The sequence below is a fragment of the Paenibacillus sp. MDMC362 genome, from assembly GCF_003269305.1.
Classification (GTDB): domain Bacteria; phylum Bacillota; class Bacilli; order Paenibacillales; family Paenibacillaceae; genus Paenibacillus_AQ.
In genome coordinates this window covers 26,157-50,077 of sequence record NZ_QLYT01000037.1, presented here as the reverse complement: position 1 = coordinate 50,077, position 23,921 = coordinate 26,157, and the positions used below count along the sequence as shown (strand labels likewise).

Annotated in this window: 19 protein-coding genes; 18 read left to right on the top strand and 1 reads right to left on the bottom strand. The window is 47.6% G+C overall.

Annotation, left to right across the window (positions count from 1 at the left end):
- Positions 1-94: 94 nt before the first annotated feature.
- Positions 95-955, bottom strand: a complete 861-nt coding sequence (locus DP091_RS19020) for a helix-turn-helix domain-containing protein (RefSeq protein WP_113059782.1) — start codon at positions 953-955, stop codon at positions 95-97.
- A 559-nt stretch (positions 956-1,514) separates the two neighbouring features.
- Here DP091_RS19020 and DP091_RS19015 point away from each other — a divergent pair.
- The 18 genes from DP091_RS19015 (at position 1,515) to DP091_RS18940 (ending at position 23,855) form a co-directional block, all read left to right on the top strand.
- A complete protein-coding gene (locus tag DP091_RS19015; protein ID WP_113059772.1) occupies positions 1,515-2,909 on the top strand; it encodes an ABC transporter substrate-binding protein in 1,395 nt (464 codons plus the stop codon).
- Positions 2,910-2,993: 84 nt separating this feature from the next.
- A complete protein-coding gene (locus DP091_RS19010) occupies positions 2,994-5,891 on the top strand; it encodes an extracellular solute-binding protein (RefSeq protein ID WP_181469865.1) in 2,898 nt (965 codons plus the stop codon).
- A gap of 17 nt (positions 5,892-5,908) precedes the next feature.
- The gene (locus tag DP091_RS19005; RefSeq protein WP_113059771.1) at positions 5,909-6,865 is read left to right on the top strand and encodes a carbohydrate ABC transporter permease; all 957 of its coding nucleotides are present in this window, start codon (positions 5,909-5,911) and stop codon (positions 6,863-6,865) included.
- Between the two features lie 8 nt (positions 6,866-6,873).
- Positions 6,874-7,743, top strand: a complete 870-nt coding sequence (locus DP091_RS19000; RefSeq protein ID WP_113059780.1) for a carbohydrate ABC transporter permease — start codon at positions 6,874-6,876, stop codon at positions 7,741-7,743.
- Between the two features lie 15 nt (positions 7,744-7,758).
- A complete protein-coding gene (locus DP091_RS18995) occupies positions 7,759-9,225 on the top strand; it encodes a hypothetical protein (protein ID WP_113059770.1) in 1,467 nt (488 codons plus the stop codon).
- Positions 9,206-9,841: a Yip1 family protein gene (locus tag DP091_RS18990; RefSeq protein ID WP_113059769.1), complete on the top strand. Its 636-nt coding sequence runs from the start codon at positions 9,206-9,208 to the stop codon at positions 9,839-9,841. The genes DP091_RS18995 and DP091_RS18990 overlap by 20 nt, the downstream gene beginning before the upstream one ends.
- Positions 9,842-9,861: 20 nt before the next feature.
- Positions 9,862-12,420: a DUF5696 domain-containing protein gene (locus DP091_RS18985; protein ID WP_113059768.1), complete on the top strand. Its 2,559-nt coding sequence runs from the start codon at positions 9,862-9,864 to the stop codon at positions 12,418-12,420.
- Entirely contained in the window at positions 12,417-13,328 is a 912-nt protein-coding gene (locus DP091_RS18980; protein WP_113059767.1) for a carbohydrate ABC transporter permease, read from the top strand. The genes DP091_RS18985 and DP091_RS18980 overlap by 4 nt, the downstream gene beginning before the upstream one ends.
- A 13-nt stretch (positions 13,329-13,341) precedes the next feature.
- Positions 13,342-14,286: a carbohydrate ABC transporter permease gene (locus DP091_RS18975; RefSeq protein WP_113059766.1), complete on the top strand. Its 945-nt coding sequence runs from the start codon at positions 13,342-13,344 to the stop codon at positions 14,284-14,286.
- Between the two features lie 144 nt (positions 14,287-14,430).
- Positions 14,431-14,940 (top strand): alpha-amylase family protein, encoded by a 510-nt coding sequence (locus tag DP091_RS32470; protein WP_258394614.1) that lies wholly within the window; start codon positions 14,431-14,433, stop codon positions 14,938-14,940.
- Positions 14,941-14,959: 19 nt separating this feature from the next.
- Entirely contained in the window at positions 14,960-15,349 is a 390-nt protein-coding gene (locus tag DP091_RS18965; protein ID WP_181469863.1) for an alpha-L-fucosidase, read from the top strand.
- Between the two features lie 31 nt (positions 15,350-15,380).
- Positions 15,381-15,557, top strand: coding sequence for a hypothetical protein (locus DP091_RS31405; RefSeq protein WP_181469862.1), 177 nt, complete (start codon positions 15,381-15,383; stop codon positions 15,555-15,557).
- Positions 15,558-15,810: 253 nt separating this feature from the next.
- Complete coding sequence (locus tag DP091_RS18960; protein ID WP_113059763.1) at positions 15,811-17,619, top strand: sensor histidine kinase; 1,809 nt, start codon at positions 15,811-15,813, stop codon at positions 17,617-17,619.
- A complete protein-coding gene (locus tag DP091_RS18955) occupies positions 17,612-19,189 on the top strand; it encodes a response regulator (RefSeq protein WP_113059762.1) in 1,578 nt (525 codons plus the stop codon). The genes DP091_RS18960 and DP091_RS18955 overlap by 8 nt, the downstream gene beginning before the upstream one ends.
- 24 nt (positions 19,190-19,213) lie before the next feature.
- On the top strand, positions 19,214-20,902 hold the full coding sequence (locus DP091_RS18950) for an ABC transporter substrate-binding protein (RefSeq protein ID WP_113059761.1): 1,689 nt from the start codon (positions 19,214-19,216) through the stop codon (positions 20,900-20,902).
- A gap of 459 nt (positions 20,903-21,361) precedes the next feature.
- Positions 21,362-21,505, top strand: a complete 144-nt coding sequence (locus tag DP091_RS31400; protein ID WP_181469861.1) for a hypothetical protein — start codon at positions 21,362-21,364, stop codon at positions 21,503-21,505.
- Between the two features lie 484 nt (positions 21,506-21,989).
- Positions 21,990-22,949: an ABC transporter permease gene (locus DP091_RS18945; protein ID WP_113059760.1), complete on the top strand. Its 960-nt coding sequence runs from the start codon at positions 21,990-21,992 to the stop codon at positions 22,947-22,949.
- 12 nt (positions 22,950-22,961) lie between these two features.
- A complete protein-coding gene (locus DP091_RS18940; protein ID WP_113059759.1) occupies positions 22,962-23,855 on the top strand; it encodes a carbohydrate ABC transporter permease in 894 nt (297 codons plus the stop codon).
- Positions 23,856-23,921: the final 66 nt, after the last annotated feature.

The window sequence follows — 23,921 nt, the reverse complement described above, 5'->3', positions numbered from 1 at the left end:
CCAATTGTGCCTAAAAAGGAGCCTCCGTATATGTTTTATTGACATGTAGCGTGGCTCCTTTTGTAATTTGTAACACAAAGCTAATATAAAAAAATCACTGACTTAGTCTAAAAGCTTTGGGTGAAACTCCATAGGTTTTGGAAAACTTACGAGTGAAATAATTGCTGTCGTTAAAGCCGCATTCGTATGAAATTTTTGTGATGGGGAGTCCGCTTTGCCTTAACAACATACGCGCTCGCTCCAAACGAAGTCGTTGCAGGTAAGAAATAGGAGTCGTTTGGTAATAAGATTGAAAAATCCGATTCAGATGCCGAACCGAGATATTGGATCTGGCCGCGATTTCCTCCAGAGTCAGAGGCTCAAGATAATGATCTTCAATATAGGAGATAGCAATCGCCAAATGCATCAGATTGTTGTCTGTGCCATTCTCCTGATTGTCATACTGTCTGGACAAATAGACGGCGAGTTCCATAAATCGGGAATTGAGCATTGTCTGATAGCCCTGCTTCTTGTCGTTATATTCGTTGATCATATCGCCGATTATCGATGAGACGTGTTCCATGCTTGGAATCGACAAACTAAGCCCGCTTTGAAAAGAATGAATATTGCGATAAAACGGCTCCAAAACAAAAAGTGCCTGAAAGCCGTTGGAGGTGCTTAAATCCGGACCGGCGCTTCGAAGTAATTCGGGCCGGAACATAATATTGCAAATTTTAAATTCATGTGGATTTTGGTATGCGTGGGAGGTAGCACCGTTAATGACGAATACGTTCCCCTTCTTAATAAAATAGGTTTCAGAATTAACGATATGCGTAGCGTTGCCGTTCAATACAATCACGAGTTCGGTGAAGTCATCATGTTTATGAAGTGGCGTATCCGCTTTGTGCCCGCCATATTGAATAAAAAACGGGAATTGCTCATCATTGGTAAACCAGTTCAAATAAGCGCTATCCACCATTTCGCCTTTCATTGAAGTCAACTTATTCATGGAGTTCGATATCATAGCATTTCCTCGCACGTTTGACATACAACAATACCCCTTTTCTGTAATATTTGTATGCGGTTTCATTTATATTTTAGCTGTGTGAAATGGCTGATCATACAACCAAAAATGTACTAAAAAACATGTTAAAAATCGTTATTTAAGACTTCTGGTTCCGCTTTGTATTTACAGATATGGCAATTTGATATCACGATTCAGGAAAAATGGATCATGACTAAATCATGCTATACCCATGTCTATAAATTGAAGGTTTGTATAAATTTTTTACAATATGATTTTAAAAGAGCAAAGAGGGACCACGAAGTGGATTTCGTCCCAAACGCGATGCGAATTGAATTTGACACCGCTTTCAAATGTATTCGGTGAAGTTGGAACGGCCAGGAGGGTGATAGGTGTTGAATGGATAGCTGCATTGCACATGCGGAATAGCGTAGGGGGTTCGACTTTACATCGTATCAATAACATTGCATCAAAGTGACAGCGATTACATTTCAATTATAGGGGGATGGAAATGAACAAAAAACTGGTGATGTTGCTTGTTAGTCTGATGTTGATATTTTCTTTAGCGGCTTGCAGCAGCGGAAGCAATGGCGGTAACGATCCCGAAAGCACAAATGCAACTACCGAAGAGGCATCAAACAGTCCGGCGGCGACGAAAGCTAATGAGGAGAACACTGAAGCTGGAGAAGGCGAGGGAGATTCCAAAGAAACGCCCGAGAAGGATTTCGATATGGGCGGCAGGGTTATTAAAATTGTGAATTTCTGGAGTTTGGAAATCGGGGAAGATAACCCGGATAATATCCAAAGGAAAAAGAATCTGGAGGCTTTGAAGAAAAAACATAACTTCGAGGTCGAATATGTCGTCATCGATGGCGCCGAGTACCAGAAGAAGGTGACGGCTTCGCTGCTTTCTGGCGAGCCGGTAGGCGATATCATCTCTGTAAGCAGATCGTACACCATTCCTGCACTTGCAAGTCAAGATCTGTTGTGGCCAGTTGACGAGTATACAAAAAATGACAAGGTATTCGACCCGGATGTAACAAACAGGATCATGCACTATAACGGGAAAGGTTATGGTTTTGGCGGGTATCCAGGGGGAGCGACTGGATTCTTCTACAATCGTACGTTGATGAACAATCTCGGCATGAAGCCGCTTCAAGAATATGTTGATGAAGATAACTGGAACTGGGAAACGTTCATACAAGTGGTAAAAGAGGCTAATAAAGATACGAATAACGATGGAAAGCTTGATACATGGGGATTGGCAGGTGCCGGAGTTCTGGATGCGGCGCTTGCTTCCAACGAAGCGAGCTTGACGATAGAGGATAAGCAGAATCTGGATGATCCCAAAACCGTCGAGGCTTTGAACTTCATGTCCAGACTGGCAACCGAAAGAATTGTAAGACCTTCCGAGGGCGGCGATTGGACGGAACCAAGCCAATTTTTCCGTCAAGGCAACACATTGTTGTATCATGGCGGGGTTTATGAGGCTAGTGGCTTAAAGAACGACATGAAAAACTTCGATATTGGCTTTATTCCATTCCCTAAAGGTCCGAATGGCTCTGTCTTCTATACAGCTGATACCAATCCAGGGGCTTTAGTTATTCCGAAAGCGGTTCCGAATCCTGAGCAGCTTATATATATCTGGGAGAAAATCGAAGATTACGAAACGATTTACGATTTCCCTCTCCAAGGCTGGTACGAGTCGATGTTTACCAACGAAGATGATATCAATAATGTTCGATTAGGAACGAACAGATTTTATCTTGACAATATGAATACCTTCCCGAGTTTGCCTTATTATGAGTTCGCTGACGAGATTAATAAAGGCCAATCCGTATCCACGATCATCGAGACTTTTAAAACGCCTTTCCAGGCGGCAATCGATGAAGTCTATAAGAAATAACGATTGAAAAGTGATCATACAGTCCGCATCTCTTTAACAATGTGGACTGTTTGAATTTCACTTTTACGCGGGAGGGGAGCAGAATTGAGCGTCAGACGCCAGAAATTAGTGAAATGGATATTTATTATTTTTGTTTTAGGTTTGTCCGTATGGGCTATCTACTCATCAAAGGAGAAAGGCAACGGCGATGTTCAGGCTATTGGCGATTTTGTAGCGGTAACGGATTCTGATGCAAATGACGGATATGGTGCCTATATGAAACGCTACTCGAACGCAGATCGACCGGCCGCTGAAATTCGAATCGAAGGCGAGCAATATGCTTCACTCGAAGGGGACGGCTTTGATCTTGTGGATGGATTTCAAGGCCTGGAGGGTCAAGCTGTGTTGACGCCCGAGTCGGGTACGATTAGTTGGAAGGTCCAGGTCGATCAACCGGGTCTATACAATGTTCGAATTCATTATTTTCCTATTGAGGGAAAAAGCTCGGCTATCGAGAGGGAGTTCGCGATCAATCAGGAAGTGCCTTTTAAAGACGCCGAAATCTTACTATTCGATCGATATTGGGGCAATCGCGAAAACGAAATCAAGCGGGACAATCGCGGCAACGACTTGCGCCCGAGGCAGATAGAGAAGCCGATTTGGCAAATCGCGTCCTTGGAGGACAACGAAGGTTACTATGATGAGCCCTATTTGTTTTATTTCGGCGAAGGGATTCAGACCGTTTCTATGACTTCCTTGAGGGAACCGATGGCTATCGACTATATCGAGTTATACCAGGAGCCGAAGACAAAAACCTATGAAGAACGGAAAGCCGGATATGAAGCCGAAGGAGCTGAAGCCGCCGAGGGTCAATTCATAGTGATTCAGGCTGAGGATGCGACCCTAAAATCTTCTCCAACGCTTTATCCGCTTTCCGATCGGTCAAGCCCTGCGGTCACGCCGTACAGCACTTCAAAAGTCCGGGTCAACACGATTGGGGGCCTTAACTGGAAGCTGCCGGGACAGTGGATTGAATGGGAATTCGAAGTGGAAGAGGATGGGTTGTACCAGTTTGCGCTAAAGCGTAAACAGGATCAGCTGCGGGGCGTCTATGCGACGCGCAGCATCATGATCGATGGCAAATATCCATTCCAGGAAATGAAGCGGACGCGATTCAGCTTCAACATGGAATGGCAGACAGATGTGCTGGGAGGGGACGAACCTTACCTATTCCATCTGACGAAAGGGAAACATACCATTCGGATGGCGGTTTCGCTCGGCGAGCTCGCTCCACTTATAGAGACGATCGAGTCGAGCGTGCTGGAGCTTAATGAATTGTATCGAAAAATTTTGTTAATAACCTCGAATACACCGGACCCTAACCGCGATTATCAATTGGAGAAGAGGATTCCCGGCCTAATCGATGCTTTCCGGGAACAAGCTGGCAATATCCAGGCCGTGGCGGACTATCTCGAGCAATCGACAGGGGAGAGGAGCGATAAAGTCGCTGTTCTTCATACGATGGTAAGGCAGTTGAACGAAATGGCGGAGAAGCCGGAAACAATCGCGAACCGATTGAAAACCTTCAAGGTGAATGTCGGCGGTCTTGGCACGTGGATACTGACCGTGCGCGAACAGCCGCTTACGTTGGATTATCTGATCGTCGCGTCTCCGGACAGCAAGCTCCCGAGAGCGAAAGCGACTATGCTTGAGAAGATCAAGCACGAGCTAGGCGCTTACGTCGCCTCTTATACCGAAGATTACGATAGCATCGGAAGCACGGAAGACGGCGGGCGTTCCGTCACAGTTTGGGTAACTACGGGAAGGGACCAGGCGCAAGTGATGAAAGGGCTGATTGACGACACGTTTACGCCCGACACGAACATATCGGTAAATTTAAGGCTGGTTCCGGGCGGCATCCTGCTTCCAGCTGTCTTGGCTGGCGAAGGACCTGATGTTGCCTTGCAGGCCGGCGAGGATCTCCCTGTCAATTATGCGATGAGGAACGCCGCAGCCGATTTGACTGTCTTCCCTGATTTCGAGGAAGTCGCCGCAAGGTTTCGCGGTAGCGCAATAACTCCTTACACCTATGACGGAGGGGTATATGCGCTGCCGGAGCAGCAGACCTTCCCGATGCTGTTCTACCGCAAGGATATTCTCAAAGAGGTGGGCTTGGAGCCTCCAAAGACATGGCAGGATGTGTATAACATGATCTCGGTGCTGCAGAAGCACAACATGGAGTTTTATTTGCCGATCGAATCGGCTACGAACAATGCGACTCTGGTTCCGAATGCGGCGTTCGCCATGCTGCTCTACCAGAACGGCGGCCAGTTCTACCGGGACAATGACATGAAGAGCGCACTCGACTCCGAGATTTCAATGCAGGTTTTCAAGCGCTGGACGCAATTTTATACAAACTACAAGTTTCCGCTGCAAGCGGATTTCGCTAATCGGTTCCGGACTGGAGAGATGCCTATCGGCATTGCCGATTATACAACGTACAATATGCTGACGGTTATGGCGCCGGAGATCAAAGGGTTATGGGACTTTACCATCGTACCCGGCACCGAGCGCGAAGACGGATCTTTAAGTCATGAGGTCGCCAGCCATACGACCGCGGTCATGATGCTAGATAATGCCGACGACAAGGACGCGGCATGGTCATTCATGAAGTGGTGGACAGAAAAGGATACCCAAATCGATTACGGACGAGAGCTGGAAGGGTTGCTCGGCGAGGCTGCTCGCTATCCGACAGCCAACATCGAAGCGTTGGAGCAGCTGCCATGGCCAATCAAGGATTTCAATAATCTGGAACGCCAATGGCAATGGGTGAGGGGCATACCTCAAGTGCCAGGCGGGTATTTCACCGGCAGACATCTGGATAACGCCTTCCGGAGCGTCGTGAACCAGAGTGAGAATCCGCGCGAAGCCCTCTCGGATTATATTTTGTACATGAATGATGAAATCGCACTCAAGCGGAAGGAATTCAATCTGCAGAATTAGTTAGGGGGTGGAAGCCGATGCAATCAGAAGTAAACCGTCATGCCGCGTCGAGCCTCATCCAGGCAAAGAAGCCGTCACGACTCGCCAATGTTGCCCGAGAGCTTCGAAAAAACAAGCACTACTACTTGCTGATGAGTCCGTACATGCTGATCTTCTTCACTTTTACGGTCATTCCAGTCGTCATCTCGCTGGCACTCAGTTTCTTTTATTTTAACATGCTGGAGTTTCCGAGATTCGTAGGTTGGCAGAATTACTCCCGGTTGTTCTTAGGCGACGATGTGTTCATGATCGCCCTGAAGAATACGTTCATGTTCGCAGTCGTGACCGGTCCGGTCAGTTATATTGCGTGTTTTCTCTTCGCCTGGATTATCAATGAACTGTCGCCCAAGGTCAGAGCGTTTATGACACTTGTGTTCTATGCCCCGTCCATTTCGGGCAACGTTTTCTTTATTTGGCTGATCGTATTCTCTGGAGACAGCTACGGTTATTTGAACGGGTTCCTCATGAGATTCGGTTTTATTCTCGAACCGATTCAATGGCTTTCGAACGAGCAATATATACTGCCTATTATTATCATCGTCCAGTTGTGGCTTAGCCTGGGCACCAGCTTCCTGGCTTTCATCGCAGGTCTTCAGACGATCGATCGATTGCTGATCGAAGCGGGAGCCGTAGATGGCATCAAGAACCGCTGGCAGGAGCTTTGGTTCATCACGCTGCCGTCCATGCGGCCGCAGCTGATGTTCGGAGCTGTTATGCAGATTACAGGCTCGCTTGCGGTCGCCGATATATCGATCGCGCTAGCCGGATTTCCAAGCGTTAACTATGCGGGGCATACCATCGTAACGCACTTGATGGACTTCGGCACGATCCGCTTCGAGATGGGTTACGCATCTGCTATCGCGACATTGCTCTTCTGCATTATGATCGGCGCCAATAAGTTGACGCAAAAACTGTTGCGAAAGGTAGGTGAATAAAATTGGTCATGAGGATGCTAGGTTTATTCCGGACCCCCAGGCGGCTTAACCGATCCTTTACCGTCAGTTTTTTACTGTTAGCGCTTCTTACCGTTTTTGGCGCGTTTATGGCGCTCCCGCTCATCTATGCTGTCAACAACGCATTCAAGCCGCTTGACGAACTGTTTGTTTTCCCGCCGCGGTTTCTGGTCAACAATCCGACGCTGGACAATTTCTTCGACCTGTTCGCCCTGATGGGGAACTCATGGGTACCGCTTTCCCGCTATATTGCCAATACCCTGTTTATTACGATCGTCGGGACGATTGGCCATATTCTGCTGGCGTCTGCGGCGGCCTATCCTTTGGCGAAATACCGCTTCTGGGGATCGGGGACTTTGTTCTCTATCGTCATATTGTCCCTGATGTTCTCGGGCCATGTTACCGCGATACCGAACTATATAGTCATGTCCTGGCTCGGCTGGATCAACACGCACGCCTCGGTTATCGTGCCGTCTCTCGCCTTCCCTCTCGGACTGTTCCTTATGAAGCAATTCATGGAACAGATTCCGGATGCGCTGCTGGAAGCCGCCAAAATTGATGGAGCGAACGAGTACAGGATTTATTGGAGCATCGTCATGCCGAACGTGAAGCCCGCATGGCTGACGCTTATGATTTTGCAGTTCCCCGCATTATGGGGGACAGATGGAGGCAACTTCATATATAGCGAGAACCTGAAGACGCTCCATTACACGCTTGGCCAAATCTCGGCAGGCGGTATCGCTCGCGCAGGCGTCGGAGCGGCGGTCGCCCTTCTCTTGATGATCGTTCCGATTACGCTCTTTATCATTTCTCAGAGCAGTGTCATGCAGACGATGGCTACTTCCGGGATGAAAGAGTAGAAAGGATGAGACGAGATGTTGAGCAGCATTTATAAAACAAGGACACTTGTCCTCACAACGCTCATCTGTTTGCTAAGCATTGGAATGGGAAGCGCAATCGTGCATGCCGAAGAAGCTCCAGCTTCCTATAATTATTCCTACTGGGGAGACACTGTCGCCTCGCCTGCAGCCTATCGGGCAACGGCTATCCTGAATGGCGACAGTCTGGGCGTCGGACCATTTAAGGAACCGAACGATATACACGTTACGGCAGACAAGCAAATTTATGTGCTAGACTCCGGCAATAATCGCATCGTGGTGTTGGATGCGAGTTTCAAGCTGGTTCGAATCATCGATTCCTTCGACGGGGACGGGGGGCCTGATCAGTTTATGAACCCCCAGGGCCTGTTCGTAACCGAAGACAAGCATATATACGTCGCGGATACGGGCAATAAAAGGATGGTCCACCTCAATTCGAACGGCAAGCTTGCGAAGGTGATCGAGAATCCCGAGTCCGAGCTCTTTCAGGAGAAGTTTCAGTTCCAGCCTGCTCGTGTCGTTGTCGACAAAGCCCAGCGGATTTATGTCATGGCCGTCGGCGTATTTGACGGGTTTATGGAGTTCAACGCTAGCGGCGAGTTTTCAACGTTCATCGGCGCGAACCGCGTAAGGGTCGATCCGGCTGAGCTGTTATGGAAACGGCTTTCGACACGTACCCAGCGGAGCCGGATGGTCATGTTTACGCCTACGGAATTTACGAACCTGGATATTGACGATGAAGGATTTATTTATGCGACAAACGGCGACAGGTTCGGAGATACGATTAAGAAATTAAACGCCCAGGGGAACGATATTTTGAGGCGAACGGGGTATTTCAACCCGCGCGGCGACATCGCTGCCACGTCTCAGATGGACGTTTCGAGACTGATCGACATCGATGTCGCGGACAACGAAATCTATTCGGTGCTTGATTCCAGGCGCGGACGGATATTCACATACAACGGAGATGGACATTTCATGTATGTATTCGGCGGTCTGGGCAACCGGCTGGGCGAATTCAACACGCCGTCAGCCATCGAACGTGTAGGCGATCAGTTTCTCGTTCTGGACAAGGGGCTTGGGGAAATCACTTTATTCGAAACAACGGAATACGGCCGGACTCTTAACGAAGCCGTCCGAAGCTACTACAGGGGCGATGAAGAGGCTGCATTCTCCTTATTTCAGAAGTCGATCCATATGAACGCTAACCTGGAATTCGCTTATGCCGGTATCGGCAAAGCGCTGCTTCGGCAAGGGAAATACGCAGAGGCGATGAAATATTTCAAACAAAGCAAGGATCAGCTGAACTTTTCGAAGGCATTCCTGCTTTATCGCAAAGAAGTGCTGCGCGAATACTTCCCTGCAATCATGACCGGCATTGTCTTGATCGTTCTCGGTACAATCACGTTCAGGAAACTTCGGCGATGGAAAGGAGGAAGGAAACGTGCCGCAATTGAACAGTGAACTGCTTAAACACCCATTTTATCTGATTCTCCATCCGTTTAACGGTTATTGGGATTTGAAGTATGAATGGAACAAAAAAACGAACCTGATCGTTTCTTTCTCGATCTTGTTCCTTTTGGCCGTTACCAATATCATGAGCAGCCAGTATAGCGGATTCCTCGTCAATATATACAATCCTGCGAACATGAACAGCTTGATGGAGGTACTGTATGTCCTGCTTCCGGTGTTGTTCTGGTGTGTGGCCAATTGGTCGCTCACGACCTTGATGGACGGAGAAGGGAGGTTTGTCGAAATTTTTACGTCGACCTGCTTTGCCTTCCTTCCAATGGTTATCATCCCATTCCCCTGGATTTGGTTAAGCAACGTGATCTCGATCCAGGAAACGGGCTTCTATTATTTTTCGCACAGCATCGCCCTTATCTGGTCATTGTACCTGTTGTTCGTCGGGAATATGACGGTTCATCAATTTACGCCGTCAAAAACCATAGGTACCTTACTGTTATCGGTTGTCGCCATGGGGTTTCTGGCATTCCTGTGCTTGCTTTTCTTCAGTTTGATTCAGCAGATTTTATCATTTGTATCAACGATTTATCAGGAAATTGACCTGAGAAGCTAAGGAAGGAGGCATGCGCAGTCATGAATTTAAAAAAATATGCCTTGCTGACTTCGTTGTTCCTGCTCGGAATAATGACTGCTGGGTGTGAGGGCTCCGTCTCTGATAAACAAACGGAAGCAACCCGTTCCGTTGCAGCGGAATTTGTTAAGGGAAAGGCTCTGCCCGTTTCCTTCACGGATCCTCGAGTCGCGGATATGAAAGGCGTTGCGGCGAACAATCGCCTGCAATTATTCGCGGACGATCAGTCGGGAGTTATTGCCGTCCTCGATAAAAGCAGCGGAGAAGTATGGTACAGCAACCCACCGGAGCGGGAAGCCGATAAACTGGCGACAGGAATTAACAAAGATTTATTATCCGCCCAATTGAAACTCGATTTCCATAACGCTTTCGGCCAGCTCAGCTCGGTCAACTCCTATACGGATAGTGTCATTCATAAGCAATTCAGATTCGAAAGCATTCCTAACGGCATCAGAGTGACTTATCAATTCGGAACGGACGAGAAAACGGCTGACGATATTCCAAGCAAGCTGACGAAAGAACGCCTGGAGGAGCTTAAGGGGAAAGTGGATAAAACGGGACAGCGCGCGCTGATGATTGCCTACAAAGAGGACACCGACCCTTCTGTATATGTGCGAAATCAATCATTAGCCGGGATTCAACTGACTAGGACTCTCCAGGCATTCGAAGATGCCGGTTATACGAATGAAGATTTCCAGAAAGATCTCAAGGCGTTTCAACTGGAGCAAACCAAACCCGAGCCTCGTATATTCCTTGCCTCGATTGAGTATACCTTGGATGGCGATAGTCTCGTAGTTAGGGTGCCGGCTTCCGGAATACATTACTCAGATGAATATCCGATCCACACGATATCGGTCCTTGGTTTCTTCGGCGCGGAAGGAGAGGATTCGGAGGGTTCCTTATTTGTACCTGACGGATCCGGAGCGCTCATTCATTTCAACAATGGCAAAACGAATTATTCGTCATTCGAACAAAGGATCTATGGACCCGATCTAACGATGGATAGTGCCGATGATAGCGTCTGGGAAGAAAAAGCCAGATTGCCGGTATTCGGAATGATTCGCAAGGATGAAGCCTTTCTTGGCATTATTGAAGAAGGCGATTCAGTCGCAAGCATTCATGCCGATGTAAGCGGCAGACTGAATAGCTATAATTACATTTATCCAAGCTTTTATGTGGTCAATAAGGATCAGGTCTCCCTGGACGCGAACGGTCAGGAACGTTCCTTGCCTAGGTATCAAGAGAATCCGACAAAATCGGACTTTACGATCCGTTACGCTTTCCTAAGCGGGGATGAAGCTACTTATTCCGGAATGGCGCAATACTATCAACAGTATTTGATCAAAACGCATGGACTTCCCGAACCGAAGTCCGCAAGCGATTCCATTTCCGAAGTGGATGTGCCGTTTTATTTGCAGCTGATCGGAAGCATCGCCAAAAATAAGCATGCGGCGGGAATTCCCTATAAGGCGCTCGAACCTCTGACAACTTTTGCACAAGCAGAGGATATCGTAGATCAGATGCAGAACCGCAATATTCGCCATATTAAGCTTCAGTATTCGGGTTGGTTCAACAATGGTCTTGATCATCAGGTTCCGGATCGTGTTTCGGTCGATAGAGCAGTAGGAGGGAGCAAAGCGCTTCGGGAATTTATCTCTTTCGCTCGGGACAAGGACCTTTCCTTTTTCCCAGACGTCTACATCGCAGAGGCGCGTACGAGCGATGGTTTCGATGTAAGAAAGGAAGCTTCCAGAACATTAAGGGGAGAGCCTGCCGAGATCTACCCGATTGAACCGGTCTTGAATCAGCGCGACCGCAGCAAAGCTCCGTCCTATGTTGTATCACCGCGTAATATTTTGGAGGTTGTGGATTCCATGCTGAACGAGCTCGACGACTATCGTTTCGAAGGGATATCACTGCAGGATCTGGGTAGCCGGTTGAATACCGACTATCGGACAAACCGTCAGGTTGACCGAACGGAGTCCGAAACGATATCGAAAGAGGCGCTGACCAAGATTCGCGAGCAAAATCTCGAGATTATGGCGAATGGCGGAAACGCATATGCGTTTCCATACGTTACGGATATTACGAATGCGCCGATGACGAATAGCGGCTTCAAGATTGAAGACGAAGAAATTCCATTCTATCAAATAGTCGTTCGTGGATATATCGACTATACGGGCAAGCCTTATAATTTGTCGACCTACACCGACATGAACCAGTATATATTGAAGTGTCTTGAATATGGATCCGGCGTTTACTTTAAATGGATTCACGAACCGAATGATAAAGTAAAGGATACAGATTACGATGACTTGTACGCCGTTAATTACGAGCAATGGCTGGACCAGGCTGCACAGATCTATGGGAATGTGAATGAAGTTCTGGGCAAAGTGCAGAACCAGAAAATCATTTCGCACGAGAAATTAAGCGACGGCGTCTTAAAAACCGTTTATGAGAACGGTATCTATGTCATTGTGAACTACAATCGATCAATGGTACAGGCGGATGGCCTAAACGTCGAAGCTGGAGGTTATGTAATGGGTGGTGTAAAAAAATGAAATCCATACTAAAACTTCGCCTGCTGAAAAGGTCTTACGCGGGAAAAAAGGCACAATGGGGTTTTCTTTACATTTTGCCATGGCTGCTTGGATTTATTCTCTTTTTCTTTGTACCTTTGTTTAGTTCATTGCGATTCAGCTTGAGCTCGATAACGGCTAATTCGGAAGGGATCACAGTTAAATACATTGGATTCAAAAACTACGTGGAAGCCCTAACGGTTAACACTAGCTTCAACCGTGTTTTAACCGAGTCGATCGTGAATATCCTGGTCAATATTCCGCTGATTGTCATTTTCAGTTTATTCTTGGCGGTGTTGCTGAACCAGAAATTCATCGGAAGATCTGCTGCCCGGGCGATCTTCTTCCTTCCCGTCATTCTGGCATCCGGCGTAATTATGAATCTGGAGAGCACAAGCCTGGTACAAGCGATAAGCGATGCAAGTTCAGGTGCAAAGGTCGTTCGTTCGTTGCAGAGTTTTGAATTGGAGAAGCTGATGCTACAAGCCGGGGTTAGCGAATGGATCGTCAATTACCTCACAGGTTCCGTTGACCGTATCTATCAGATTGTCAGCCAATCGGGAGTTCAAATTCTGATCTTCCTCGCGGGAATCCAGACCATCTCGCCGCAGCTGTACGAAGCCTCCAAGATGGAAGGGGCAACCGGCTACGAGGCCTTCTGGAAAATTACGTTTCCGATGGTCAGTCCGCTTATTCTGGTCAATGTGATTTATACCATTGTAGATTCGGTCTCCACCAACGAAATAACGGACTTGATTCTGGACACCGGTTTTTCCGCTTTTAATTTCGGACTTAGCTCGGCGATGGCAACGATCTACTTTCTGTCTGTTGCTCTAATCTTGTTGGTAAGCACCTATCTGATATCGAGGAAAGTTTTTTATTATGATTAGGGGGGATGTACGAGTGCGCAATTCCCGGCTGTTATCGGTAGAATCTTGGAAAAGGTGGTTGTGGTCATTCGTCCGCATTGTATTGATTGTAGGACTGTCGTTTTTGATTTTGTATCCGATCTTGCAAAAAATTTCGACAGCGATAAAAGATAAGGAAGATCTCTATTCGCCGATCGTGGTGTGGGTCCCTATCCATTTTACTTGGGATAATTTCAAGCAGGCGATCACAATTATGGATTACTGGGACACATTGGTTAATACCTTTGCGCTGTCAGCCTCAACTACAATCCTTACCGCGGCAACATGCGCTTTGGCTGGTTACGGATTTGCTCGGCTAAAATTCAAAGGAAGCAATCTGTTGTTTGCCGGAGTCATTCTGACCATATTGGTTCCGCCTTCGACGATTCTCATTCCCCTTTATCTCAATCTGAAGGATTTTACGCTAATGGGGCTAATTCCATTGCTTACAGGCAAATCCGCCAACCTGCTGAATACCTACTGGCCGTTCATATTGACAGCCTTGACAGCCAATTCGCTGAAGGCGGGACTTTATATTTTTATATTCCGACAATTTTTCAGAGGAATTCCCAAAGAGGTTGAGGAAGCCGCTTATATCGATGGCGCGGGGGTCGGGAAGACATTTTCCCGAATCATGCTGCCGAACGCGATCCCGGCGATCATCACGGTGCTGCTCTTTTCGTTCGTGTGGCAATGGAACGATAGCTTCTTTACGACAACGTATCTGGCTTCAGGCAAGGTCATGTCCGTTCAGCTGGCTGCTTTGCCATACAACCTAAACAGTCTTGTTAGCGGAGGCTCCACCCAGTCAGATCCTTTCTATTTGAGCATGGTGCAGGATACAGGTATTCTGCTCGCTATCCTGCCGCTTATTATCATTTATTTCTTTGTGCAGCGGTACTTCGTTGAAGGGATCGAGCGCACAGGCATTGTCGGCTAATCATTTTGATAACGTATTCCTATTAGGAGAGCCGGCGTGGTAATGAAAGAAATTAGCGGTGGTGGACTTGCGTCCATGTTGAAGAGCAGCATTCAGCTCAAAAGCCTGGACGGCTGGACGGCGTAAGCTCCGGGCTAAAGCTCAGTGAAGAGGAAATGCAATGGTGGCGCGATGCGAAGCTCGGTCTGTTCTTCCATTGAATGGGCCATGTTCAACGAGAAGATTCCAGGGGACGAATACGCGAAGCTAGCGGAGAGGTTCGACCCGCAGCATTGGAACCCGGAGCGAATGGCACAACTTGACAGGGAAGCAGGATGCGATATTCCGTCATGGTCACCCGCCATCACGATGGATTCGCGCTCTGGGACAGCCCTGGCAGCTACGAGCGGCCATTCGCGATTTCGTGATAGAATACACGGACATCTTCCGGAACGCCTGACTGCACGTCGGCTTGTATTAATCGCCAATGGTTGGAAGTTTCTGGGCTACTTCGAGCCAGTGAAGCTTGTAGATAATGCAGCGCTGATGAAGGAGCAATGCTACGCTCAGTTCAAGGAGCTCACCATCCGGTACGGGCAAATCGATATTTTATCGTATGACGGGGGCTGGCAGGCTCATACCGGAACGGATGCCGATGTGGCCTGGTTCTGCTGAGCCGGTGGAGGTGAACGGGATGGTTCGGCGCCATCAGCCGACATGCGTGATCAATCCACGGTCCGGATGGACCGGCGATTTTCAATGCGACGAAGGCACGCACGCTATCACCGGGAACATTCTTCCGATTGACTGGGAGAAATGTTCTTCCATCGGTATGCATTGGTCCTATGATCCAAAAGAATGGGTAATGCCGCTGGAAGAAATCATCAAAACTATGATTGACTGTTTCGTCCGCGGTGGCAATGTGCTGCTGAACGTTGCTCCCAATCCGGACGGGGAGATCCCCCTAGCCAGTCGAACGGCTCAAACAAATCGGCGTGTTTATGAAGAAAAACGGCGAAGTCATCTACGGGACGACAGCGGGGCCGATGGAGCCGGTCGATCAAATCTACGGAATGACCCGTAGAGGACATAATCTCTATTTACATGTGCAAGACATGGAGACATTCGAAAACATCGGAGTGCTGCCGCTTGAACAACGAATCGCGCGTTGCCGGCTGCTAGACGGCAGCGAGATTCCTTTCGTGCAGAACGAGCAGGGGATTGAAATTCGAGTTCCGAAGGAGAATTGGGAACCGCTCGATACTGTAGTCAGGCTGGAGATTCAAGAATAAAGCCGACCGGCAAGCAACAATACCTTGGAAATTTATATATTAAAAAATTCCGTGAACTTATTGCGTCCACGGAATTTGTTCTTTACGAAGCTCTTTCCTCGTTCATTACTTTTTTGTTGTACGGGATATTTTGATTTTTATAAGAGTGTTGATGAGGTATAATTTTGGTAGGATAATAGTTTCGACTCATTCGTAAGACTCTTGTTGTAAGCGCCACCATAGAAGTACTCTAGCATCCGAAAGGAGACCTGGAATGGGAAGCAAGTTCCTCGCCGCGGTTAGGAAAACGAACAATATCCGGCTCAAGAACAAGATGATCATTTCCATCGTGGCAGTGGTGTTCATCCCGGTTCTTCTCGTGGGCATTATCTTGACGACTTCCTACCGTCAGAGCGTACTTGATCAGGCTACACAGCAAACCATGAACAACGTGGATAAGATCAAGAAGCAAGTAATGGACATTCTTCAAATGCCGATTGAAATATCGAACAACTTGCAAGTGGACGACAGGTTATCCAATATGGTCAATTCCCGCTATGAGACCACGTTTGACCTGGTTACAGCCTATTGGGATTTTCGCTATTTCCGGGACTGCGTGCAGCTATACAAGGAAATCCAAAACATCCGCTTCTATACGGATTCTCCGATGCCGATCAGCAACTGGGAATTTCTAAGCGCAGATGAGTCTGTCAAGAATTCGGAATGGTATCAAGAGGCGTTAGACAAATCCAGTTCGTATATCGGTTGGCATTACATCACGGATGAGACGATGGAAAATCGCCCTTATCTCAGCCTCGTTCGAAGGATTGATTTTCCGCTGTACCGTTCCCACGGAGTGCTGGTCATCAATTTGGATCAGGATGAACTGAGTGGGATTCTAAGCCAGGAACCATTCGATACGATGATTTTCGATGCGAAGGGCTTAATTGTCTCTGCCAAAAACCCGCAGTGGGTCGGGCGGAATATCGACAACATGGATTTCGCCAAGGATCTGATCGATAAACCGAATGGCGCCTACGAATTTAATTATGAGGGAAAACCCTCGAAGATCGTGGTGGAAGAGGTGGTTCCGCCATATAGCCGGAACGGGCTCAAAGTCGTTTCGGTTTTTACGATCGACAGTATCGTTTCCGACGCAAACCAGGTCAGCAGGCTGGGGTTTACCATCATTGTGGCCAGTTTGTCCATCGCGATCGTTCTAATTTACTTCACCTCCTCCTATTTGTCCCACAGACTGCTTCTGCTTAATAAGGTGTTGAACAAAGTCTCCATGGGTAATCTGAACGTGGAGTCGGATGTGGATGGAAACGATGAGATTGGCGCGTTATCCAAACAGTTCAACCATATGCTTGCCAGCATCCGTAGCCTGATGGAAGAGGTGAGAGAGTCCCACGTGCAAAAAAACTTGCTGGAACTGCGGCAGCGCGACATCAAGCTGAAGATGATGGCGAGCCAAATCAACCCGCACTTTCTGTTCAATGCGCTGGAGTCCATTCGAATGAAAGCGTTTGTAAAGGGAGATGCGGAAATTTCCAATGTCGTGCATCTCTTGGGGAAACTAATGAGGCGCAGCATTGAAGTCGGAGATCGCAAGATCACGCTTGAGGAAGAGTTTGATATTGTGCGCTGCTATTTGGAACTTCAGAAATTCCGTTTCGACGACGAACGTTTGACTTACAAACTCCATCTGGATCATTCAGCAAAGAAAGTGGAGATTCCGCCGCTCATCGTTCAACCTCTAGTAGAAAATGCTGTATTGCACGGTATGGAGGATGTTGAAGAAAAGGGACTTGTAATCATAGATGCGCGTGTGGTGTCGGACCGGGTTGTGATTACGGTGGAGGACAACGGGTGCGGTATACCGGAAGACAAAATGCAGGCAATCGAGCGATCATTCCAGAATATGGAGGATGCCGAGGAGCATCGGATAGGACTCCGAAACGTGCATCAGCGGCTTATTCTTTCTTACGGAGAAAGCTTCGGGCTAAAGTTGGAATGCCCGCCGGGATCAGGTACGCGCATAACATTTTCCATACCGTTGGGAGGAAATTTGCATGTATAAAGTGCTAGTGGTCGACGATGAACCGGCAATCCGGCAGGGGCTTCTGAAAATTGTCGATTGGGAAACGCTTGGTTTCCGCGTAGTAGGAGACGTTTCAAACGGAAGAAAAGCGGTTGCCCTCCATCATGAGCTATCTCCCGAATTGATCGTCATTGATATTCGGATGCCGCGGATGGATGGACTTCAAGCGATCCGCGAAATTCGCAAGACGGATGGGGATTGCCAATTTCTTATTCTGAGTGGATACTCCGATTTTGCCTACGCCAAGCAAGCCATCAAGATGAATGTGAGCGGTTATGTGCTCAAGCCGATCGATGTAGAGGAGTTAAGGGAGGAGCTGCTACGCATCAGATCCAAACTGGACCGGCTGTCAGGTCGCGCAAATTTGTCCGAATTCCATGCTGATGCGCTGCGGGAGGAACTTATCCTTAAGTTGATCGCGGCTGATCCGGCTGACGCTCCGGAACTGGCAAGCGAACTAGTACCCTTAACCAGCTTCGCAGGGAAATCCAAACAGATTCTATTGGTTGAGGCTGAGGAAATCTCTCAAGCAGGGCTTGTGTATCTAGAGTCGGTCAAGACGAGATGGTTGGAAGCCGCGGAGACAGAGGGCTTCGGATACGGGTTTCAAACCGGCCCGTATATTGGATTCCTATTGAAGGAAGATCTGAACCGGCACGAAACCAAAAACGAATGGACCCAGCTTTTGAAAGACGCCTGCGGGCTTAAGCTGGGCTTCACTGCCGCTGCTGGACGGATTGTCTATGAGCTTGCGGATACCCGTCAATCGTACGAGGATGCCTTGGGATTATTGAAAAACCGTTTCCTGCTTGCCGAAGGGCAGATCCACATGGTGACGGAACCTGTCTTGAGCCATATTGCGACGGAGTCGTACAGACATGCTCCTCCGGATTTGGAGGCGCTCTCAACCAAGCTTTTCTATATGCTGGATCTCGGCAGACGCGAGGGGGTGGCGGAGACGCTTGAGGAAGCGGGAAGGGCACTCGTGGCTTACGATTCTTCCGAAACTGCGATCAAGACCGGCCTGGCCAAAATGTTGTCCGTCGCGCTAAGCAAGCTGGCTGCTCTCCATCAAAGCGTCGATATCCAAGAATATGCGCCCCTACTGGCCGAGCTTTATCAGCACACGCATTACGATAGGGTGATGAGCGCCGCTCATTCCCAGCTCGCCGAACTGGCGGGAAGGCTGGGGGGGAAGGGAAGCCTGCCCGTTGTCAAGCAAGTGATGGATTTTATCCAAAGGCATTACCAAGAAAATCTAAAGCTGGAGATGATGGCGGAGATGTACAATTACAACAAAGGATATTTGGGCAGAATGTTCAAGCAGCATACGGGCGACTCATTCCATACCTTCTTGGATAAAGTCCGTATTCAGCAAGCGATCCGGTTCCTCAGGGAAGGACACAAGGTTTATGAGGTCTCAGAGCTCGTAGGTTACCCCAATGTGGATTATTTCCATAGCAAATTCAAGAAATATGTAGGCGCTTCCCCCTCTTCGATCAAAGGCTCTCCTTCCCAGATCGAGAAATTTTCATTGGAAACATCATAGATTTAAAGTAGAGGGCGGGATATCATGAAAGCCAGCAAAAGAAAAGTGGCAAGCCTTTTAATGATCGGAGCACTTCTGGCAGCTATCGGCTGCAGAGAAGGAACGGACTCCGATAGTTCAGACTCGGTGGACGCATCGCCGAACAAAGATCTAACACCCATGACGATCACTTACGCAGCAGGCGACAATAACCCGCTTTGGGACGACATGCAAAGCGAGGTCGGCAAGCTCATCACAGAAAAAACCGGCATCTCGATGAGAGCTCAATTTCCGTTGAGCGGGAGTGATACGGATATGTTCGCGCTAATGGTGGCAAACAACGAATATCCGGACATGGTTTCGGCAAAAGGCAGCGTAGGCAAGCTGAAGGACGCTGGCGCATTGATCGATTTGACGCCACTCATAGAAGAGCATGCGCCGAACATCAAGAAGGTCTATGGTGAATACATGAAGCGTTTGGTCTGGAGCAATGACGATCATGGTATATATGTCTTGCCGTCAGCACCGATAAACCAAACCTACTTCAAAGCAGGAACAGGCTTCGAGCTGCAGCACGCCGTATTAAAGGAGCTGAACTATCCACAGATCAGGACGGTGCAGGATTTCGAGAATGCTCTCAAAGCTTATTATGATAAACATAAAACTACGGCCGACGGTCAACCGATCATTCCCTTGTCCCTGAACGGAGGGGGATGGCAATTTTTGATTAGTGTCACCAACCCGGCCGTCGCAACGACTGGCGTACCGGATGAAGGCGAATTTTATATCGATCCGGATACTTATAACGCGAAGCTCCATTACTTGCGCCCGGAAGAGAAGGAATACTTTCGATGGCTGAACCATATGCACGACATCGGCCTGCTGGACCCGGAGAGCTTCGTTCAGAAGCATGACCAGTACACGGCGAAGATTGCCAGCGGGCGCGTTCTAGGACTCATCGATAGGGATTGGGACTTCGCAGGTGAAGTAGCTGCATTGAAAAAGGAAGGCAAGTTTGATCAAACCTATGCCCACTTCCCGGTTACCTTGAATGAAACCTACAAGAGATATGACTACCAGAGCCCCGGATACTTGGCGGGAACCGGCATCTCAATCACGAAGAGTGCCAGAGACCCTGTTCGCATCATCCAGTTTCTCGATTTTCTGGCGTCCGATGAAGGGCAAGTACTGACCAACTGGGGAATCGAAGGCAAGCATTATAAAGTAGAAAACGGCAAACGTGTTATTCCGGAAGACATTCTGATTAGGAAAGTCAATGACAACTGGAACTTTAGAGAAACGACCGGCGTTGATATGTACCGATTTGGACCGAGCTACGGCGATGGTGTTAAGGATCCAACAGGCAACTATTACACCACCGTCTTCCCGGAACAAATCGAGAAGGAATACACGCAGGCAGACAGGGAGACACTGGCTGCTTACAACATCAAAAGCTACAGGGATCTGTGGCCGAACGAGGAAGAATTCCCGGTTAGACCCTGGGGATCGGCATGGAATATCAACATGGTGACCAGCTCTGAAGCGCATGCCATCTTCCAAAAATGCCAAGACATTGTGAGAAGGCGCATTACTCAAGCGATTCTGACAGAGCCTGAACAATTCGACGCCATTTGGGACGAGTTCATGAAGGAGCTGGAGAGGGCAGGCGTCGAGAAGCTGAACGAAGAGTTTACCAAGCTGGTGAAGGACCGCGTGAAGCTTTGGAATGAATAAGTTGTATCTTTTTAGCGGTCGGGCGGACAATTTTCTGCCCGGCTGCTTTTCACATAGCGTGTGTTTCATTGAGTTCAAATAGCATCGGGGTACGTTGCAGTGTGTTTTTGAACAGGTACAAAAACCATCAAATCGGCAATTTGATAAAACGAGAACTTGAACACTCATCAACGTGATATTAGAGTCGAAAGTGAAAAGGCTTTTTTCAGTATTTCAGCGATGACGCGATGAATTGAAGGACCGAACGTGTTTCGCTTGGAAAGCTATTATTGACTTATCTTAGACTAATGGAGAGGACAAGGTCTTTTCCGCTCTGATAATCTTATGACATGGGAGCGAAACGGCCTCATTCTCGACAAGGCCGGCAGACGTGAGGATGACGGAACGATCGGCCTTCACGCAGATGTGGTCGTGCAAGGAGAAGAAGGGTAAATCTTTTATTTTACTCATCCCGGGCGTGTGAATGGGCATCATGAAGATTCGAACAGTTATGAAGCGCGACGCTCCTCCATTCAGGTGGCCAAGCTGGAGGTTGTGGACGGGGTGCTGATCTGTGACCGCGACAAGGATTTTGAGTTGAATCTTGGAGCGGATGATCGATAGAATTGAGGGAACATTCTCTAAGCTCGATTCCGGTATTTTTATGGGGAGAAAACAAGTCTATCCCATTGCAAAGATATATATTCTAGTTTGCTATTGCAAGCAGTTTTCTTTGCGCCTCCTGTACTTTTGTGCAGGGGGCGGTTTGAGGATAACTAGGCGTATGCCTAATACCATTATGTTCATCCGTCAATTCCGTTCGCTGCAGGCCGCCGATACTAACCATTCAAATTCTAATAGTTCTGTGAGCAAAAAAGCGCCATCAACCATTCGTTTCTGTGAAATCGAAGCTTGAGGGTGTTTTTTTATTTTTCTCAGATTGTAACCACATGTTATGAAAGCGCTTGAAAGGATTTATTTTGATATGATTTTAGGTTTACTTTATCGGGTGCAATGGAATGATCTCTATCGCTTATGATAAGTACAAATAAGAGAGGGTAAGCAATTACGTGCAAAGTGAAAGCTTACGAAGCTAGGAGGAGCACAAATGAAACCGTTAACAGAAGGTACCCCGAAAGAAAGGTCGACGCTAAAAAGGAACCGGTTCTGGTTCAAAGCATTCCAGCAGCGTTACTTGTACATGATGTCGCTTCCATTCGTAATATGGATTTTTATTTTCAGTTATGTACCTGTATGGGGCTGGCTTACCGCTTTTCAAAATTACAAACCGAAAGATTCTATTCTAGATCAGAAATGGGTCGGCTTTGAGAATTTCATTGAATTATTCCAAGATGAAAGATTTTATATTGTTTTGCGAAATACGCTGGCCATGAGTACGATGGGACTACTTGTAGGCTTCACGGTTCCTGTTATATTCGCATTAATGTTAAACGAGATGAAAGGTCAGTTTTTTAAACGGTCAGTTCAAACGATTTCGTATTTGCCTCACTTTGTTTCATGGGTTGTCGTAGCCGGACTCGTATATAAGATGCTTTCGACAGACGGCGGAGCGGTGAACCAATTGCTCATGTGGCTTAATATTATCGACCAGCCTATTCAATTTATGGCTAAAGGCAATTTGTTCTGGGGAATTGTAACCGCTTCAGATTTATGGAAGGAAATGGGCTGGAACTCGATTATTTTCCTGGCAGCGATGGCTGGCATCGATCCCGAACTTTACGAAGCGTCAACGGTTGACGGCGCAGGCAGATTCCGCAAGATGTGGCATATTACGCTGCCTGGTATTCGTTCAACCTTCATGGTCCTTTTCATCTTGTCGATTGGACACTTAATCAGTATTGGCTTCGAGAAGCAGTTCTTGCTTGGCAACCCTCTGGTCTCTGATTATTCAGAGGTATTCGATCTGTATGCGCTTAAGTACGGTATTCAAATGAGCCGATATTCGTACGGTACGGCAATCGGTATATTCAATTCCGTAGTCAGCATCCTGTTAGTATTTATCGCGAACGGAATATACAAGAGAGTCACCAAAGAAACAGTTATATAGGAGGTGCGGCATATGCAAGGAGTTGTTCAAAAAAATATTGGCGATAAAATATTTGAAATATTCAACTATGTATTCATGGTGATGGTAGCTGTTGTAACTTTATATCCGTTTTTAAATGTACTCGCAATTTCATTTAACGATTCGGTGGATACCGTACGAGGCGGTCTGACGATTTACCCGCGAGAATTTACCTTAAAAAACTATGAAACGATTTTCGGCTTTGAGGGCTTGGTAACCGGCTTTAAGAACTCCGTCATCCGGACGGTAGTTGGTACGGTAATCGGGGTTGTGGCAGCGTCCATGGTGGCTTACACGTTAAGCCGTCCTGATTTTCAGGCCAGAAGATGGATGTCGATTGTGTTCGCTCTCACGATGTATTTCTCAGGCGGTCTCATTCCGGGTTTCCTACTGATGAAATACTTAGGCTTGATCGGAACTTTTTCCGTTTATATCATTCCTGCACTGCTTAGCGTTTGGAACGTGTTCGTTATCCGCTCCTATATCGACGGACTTCCATTTGCCCTTCAAGAATCTGCGAAAATTGACGGCGCGAATGATTGGACTATATATTGGAGAATTATTCTTCCGCTTTGTCAACCTGTATTGGCGACAATCGCATTGTTCATTGCTGTCGGACACTGGAATTCCTGGTTTGATACGTACTTATTCAATAACAGGAGTCCGGAAAATACGACGCTTCAGTTCGAGCTAATGAAGGTGCTGTTATCTACGCAGACGGGCAGCGATTACCGCGACCCGAACGCACAGCAAGCGATGGCGGCGGTATCGCCTGAATCCATTAAGATGGCGATTACGATCGTCGTTACCGTACCCATCTTGCTCGTATACCCATTCCTTCAAAAGTATTTTGTCAAAGGAATGACACTTGGCGCAGTAAAAAGCTAATCTAATTTTGGTAATAGCAGGTTTCCTGTTATATACATGCAAATTACTCAGATGAAAAAAGGGAGG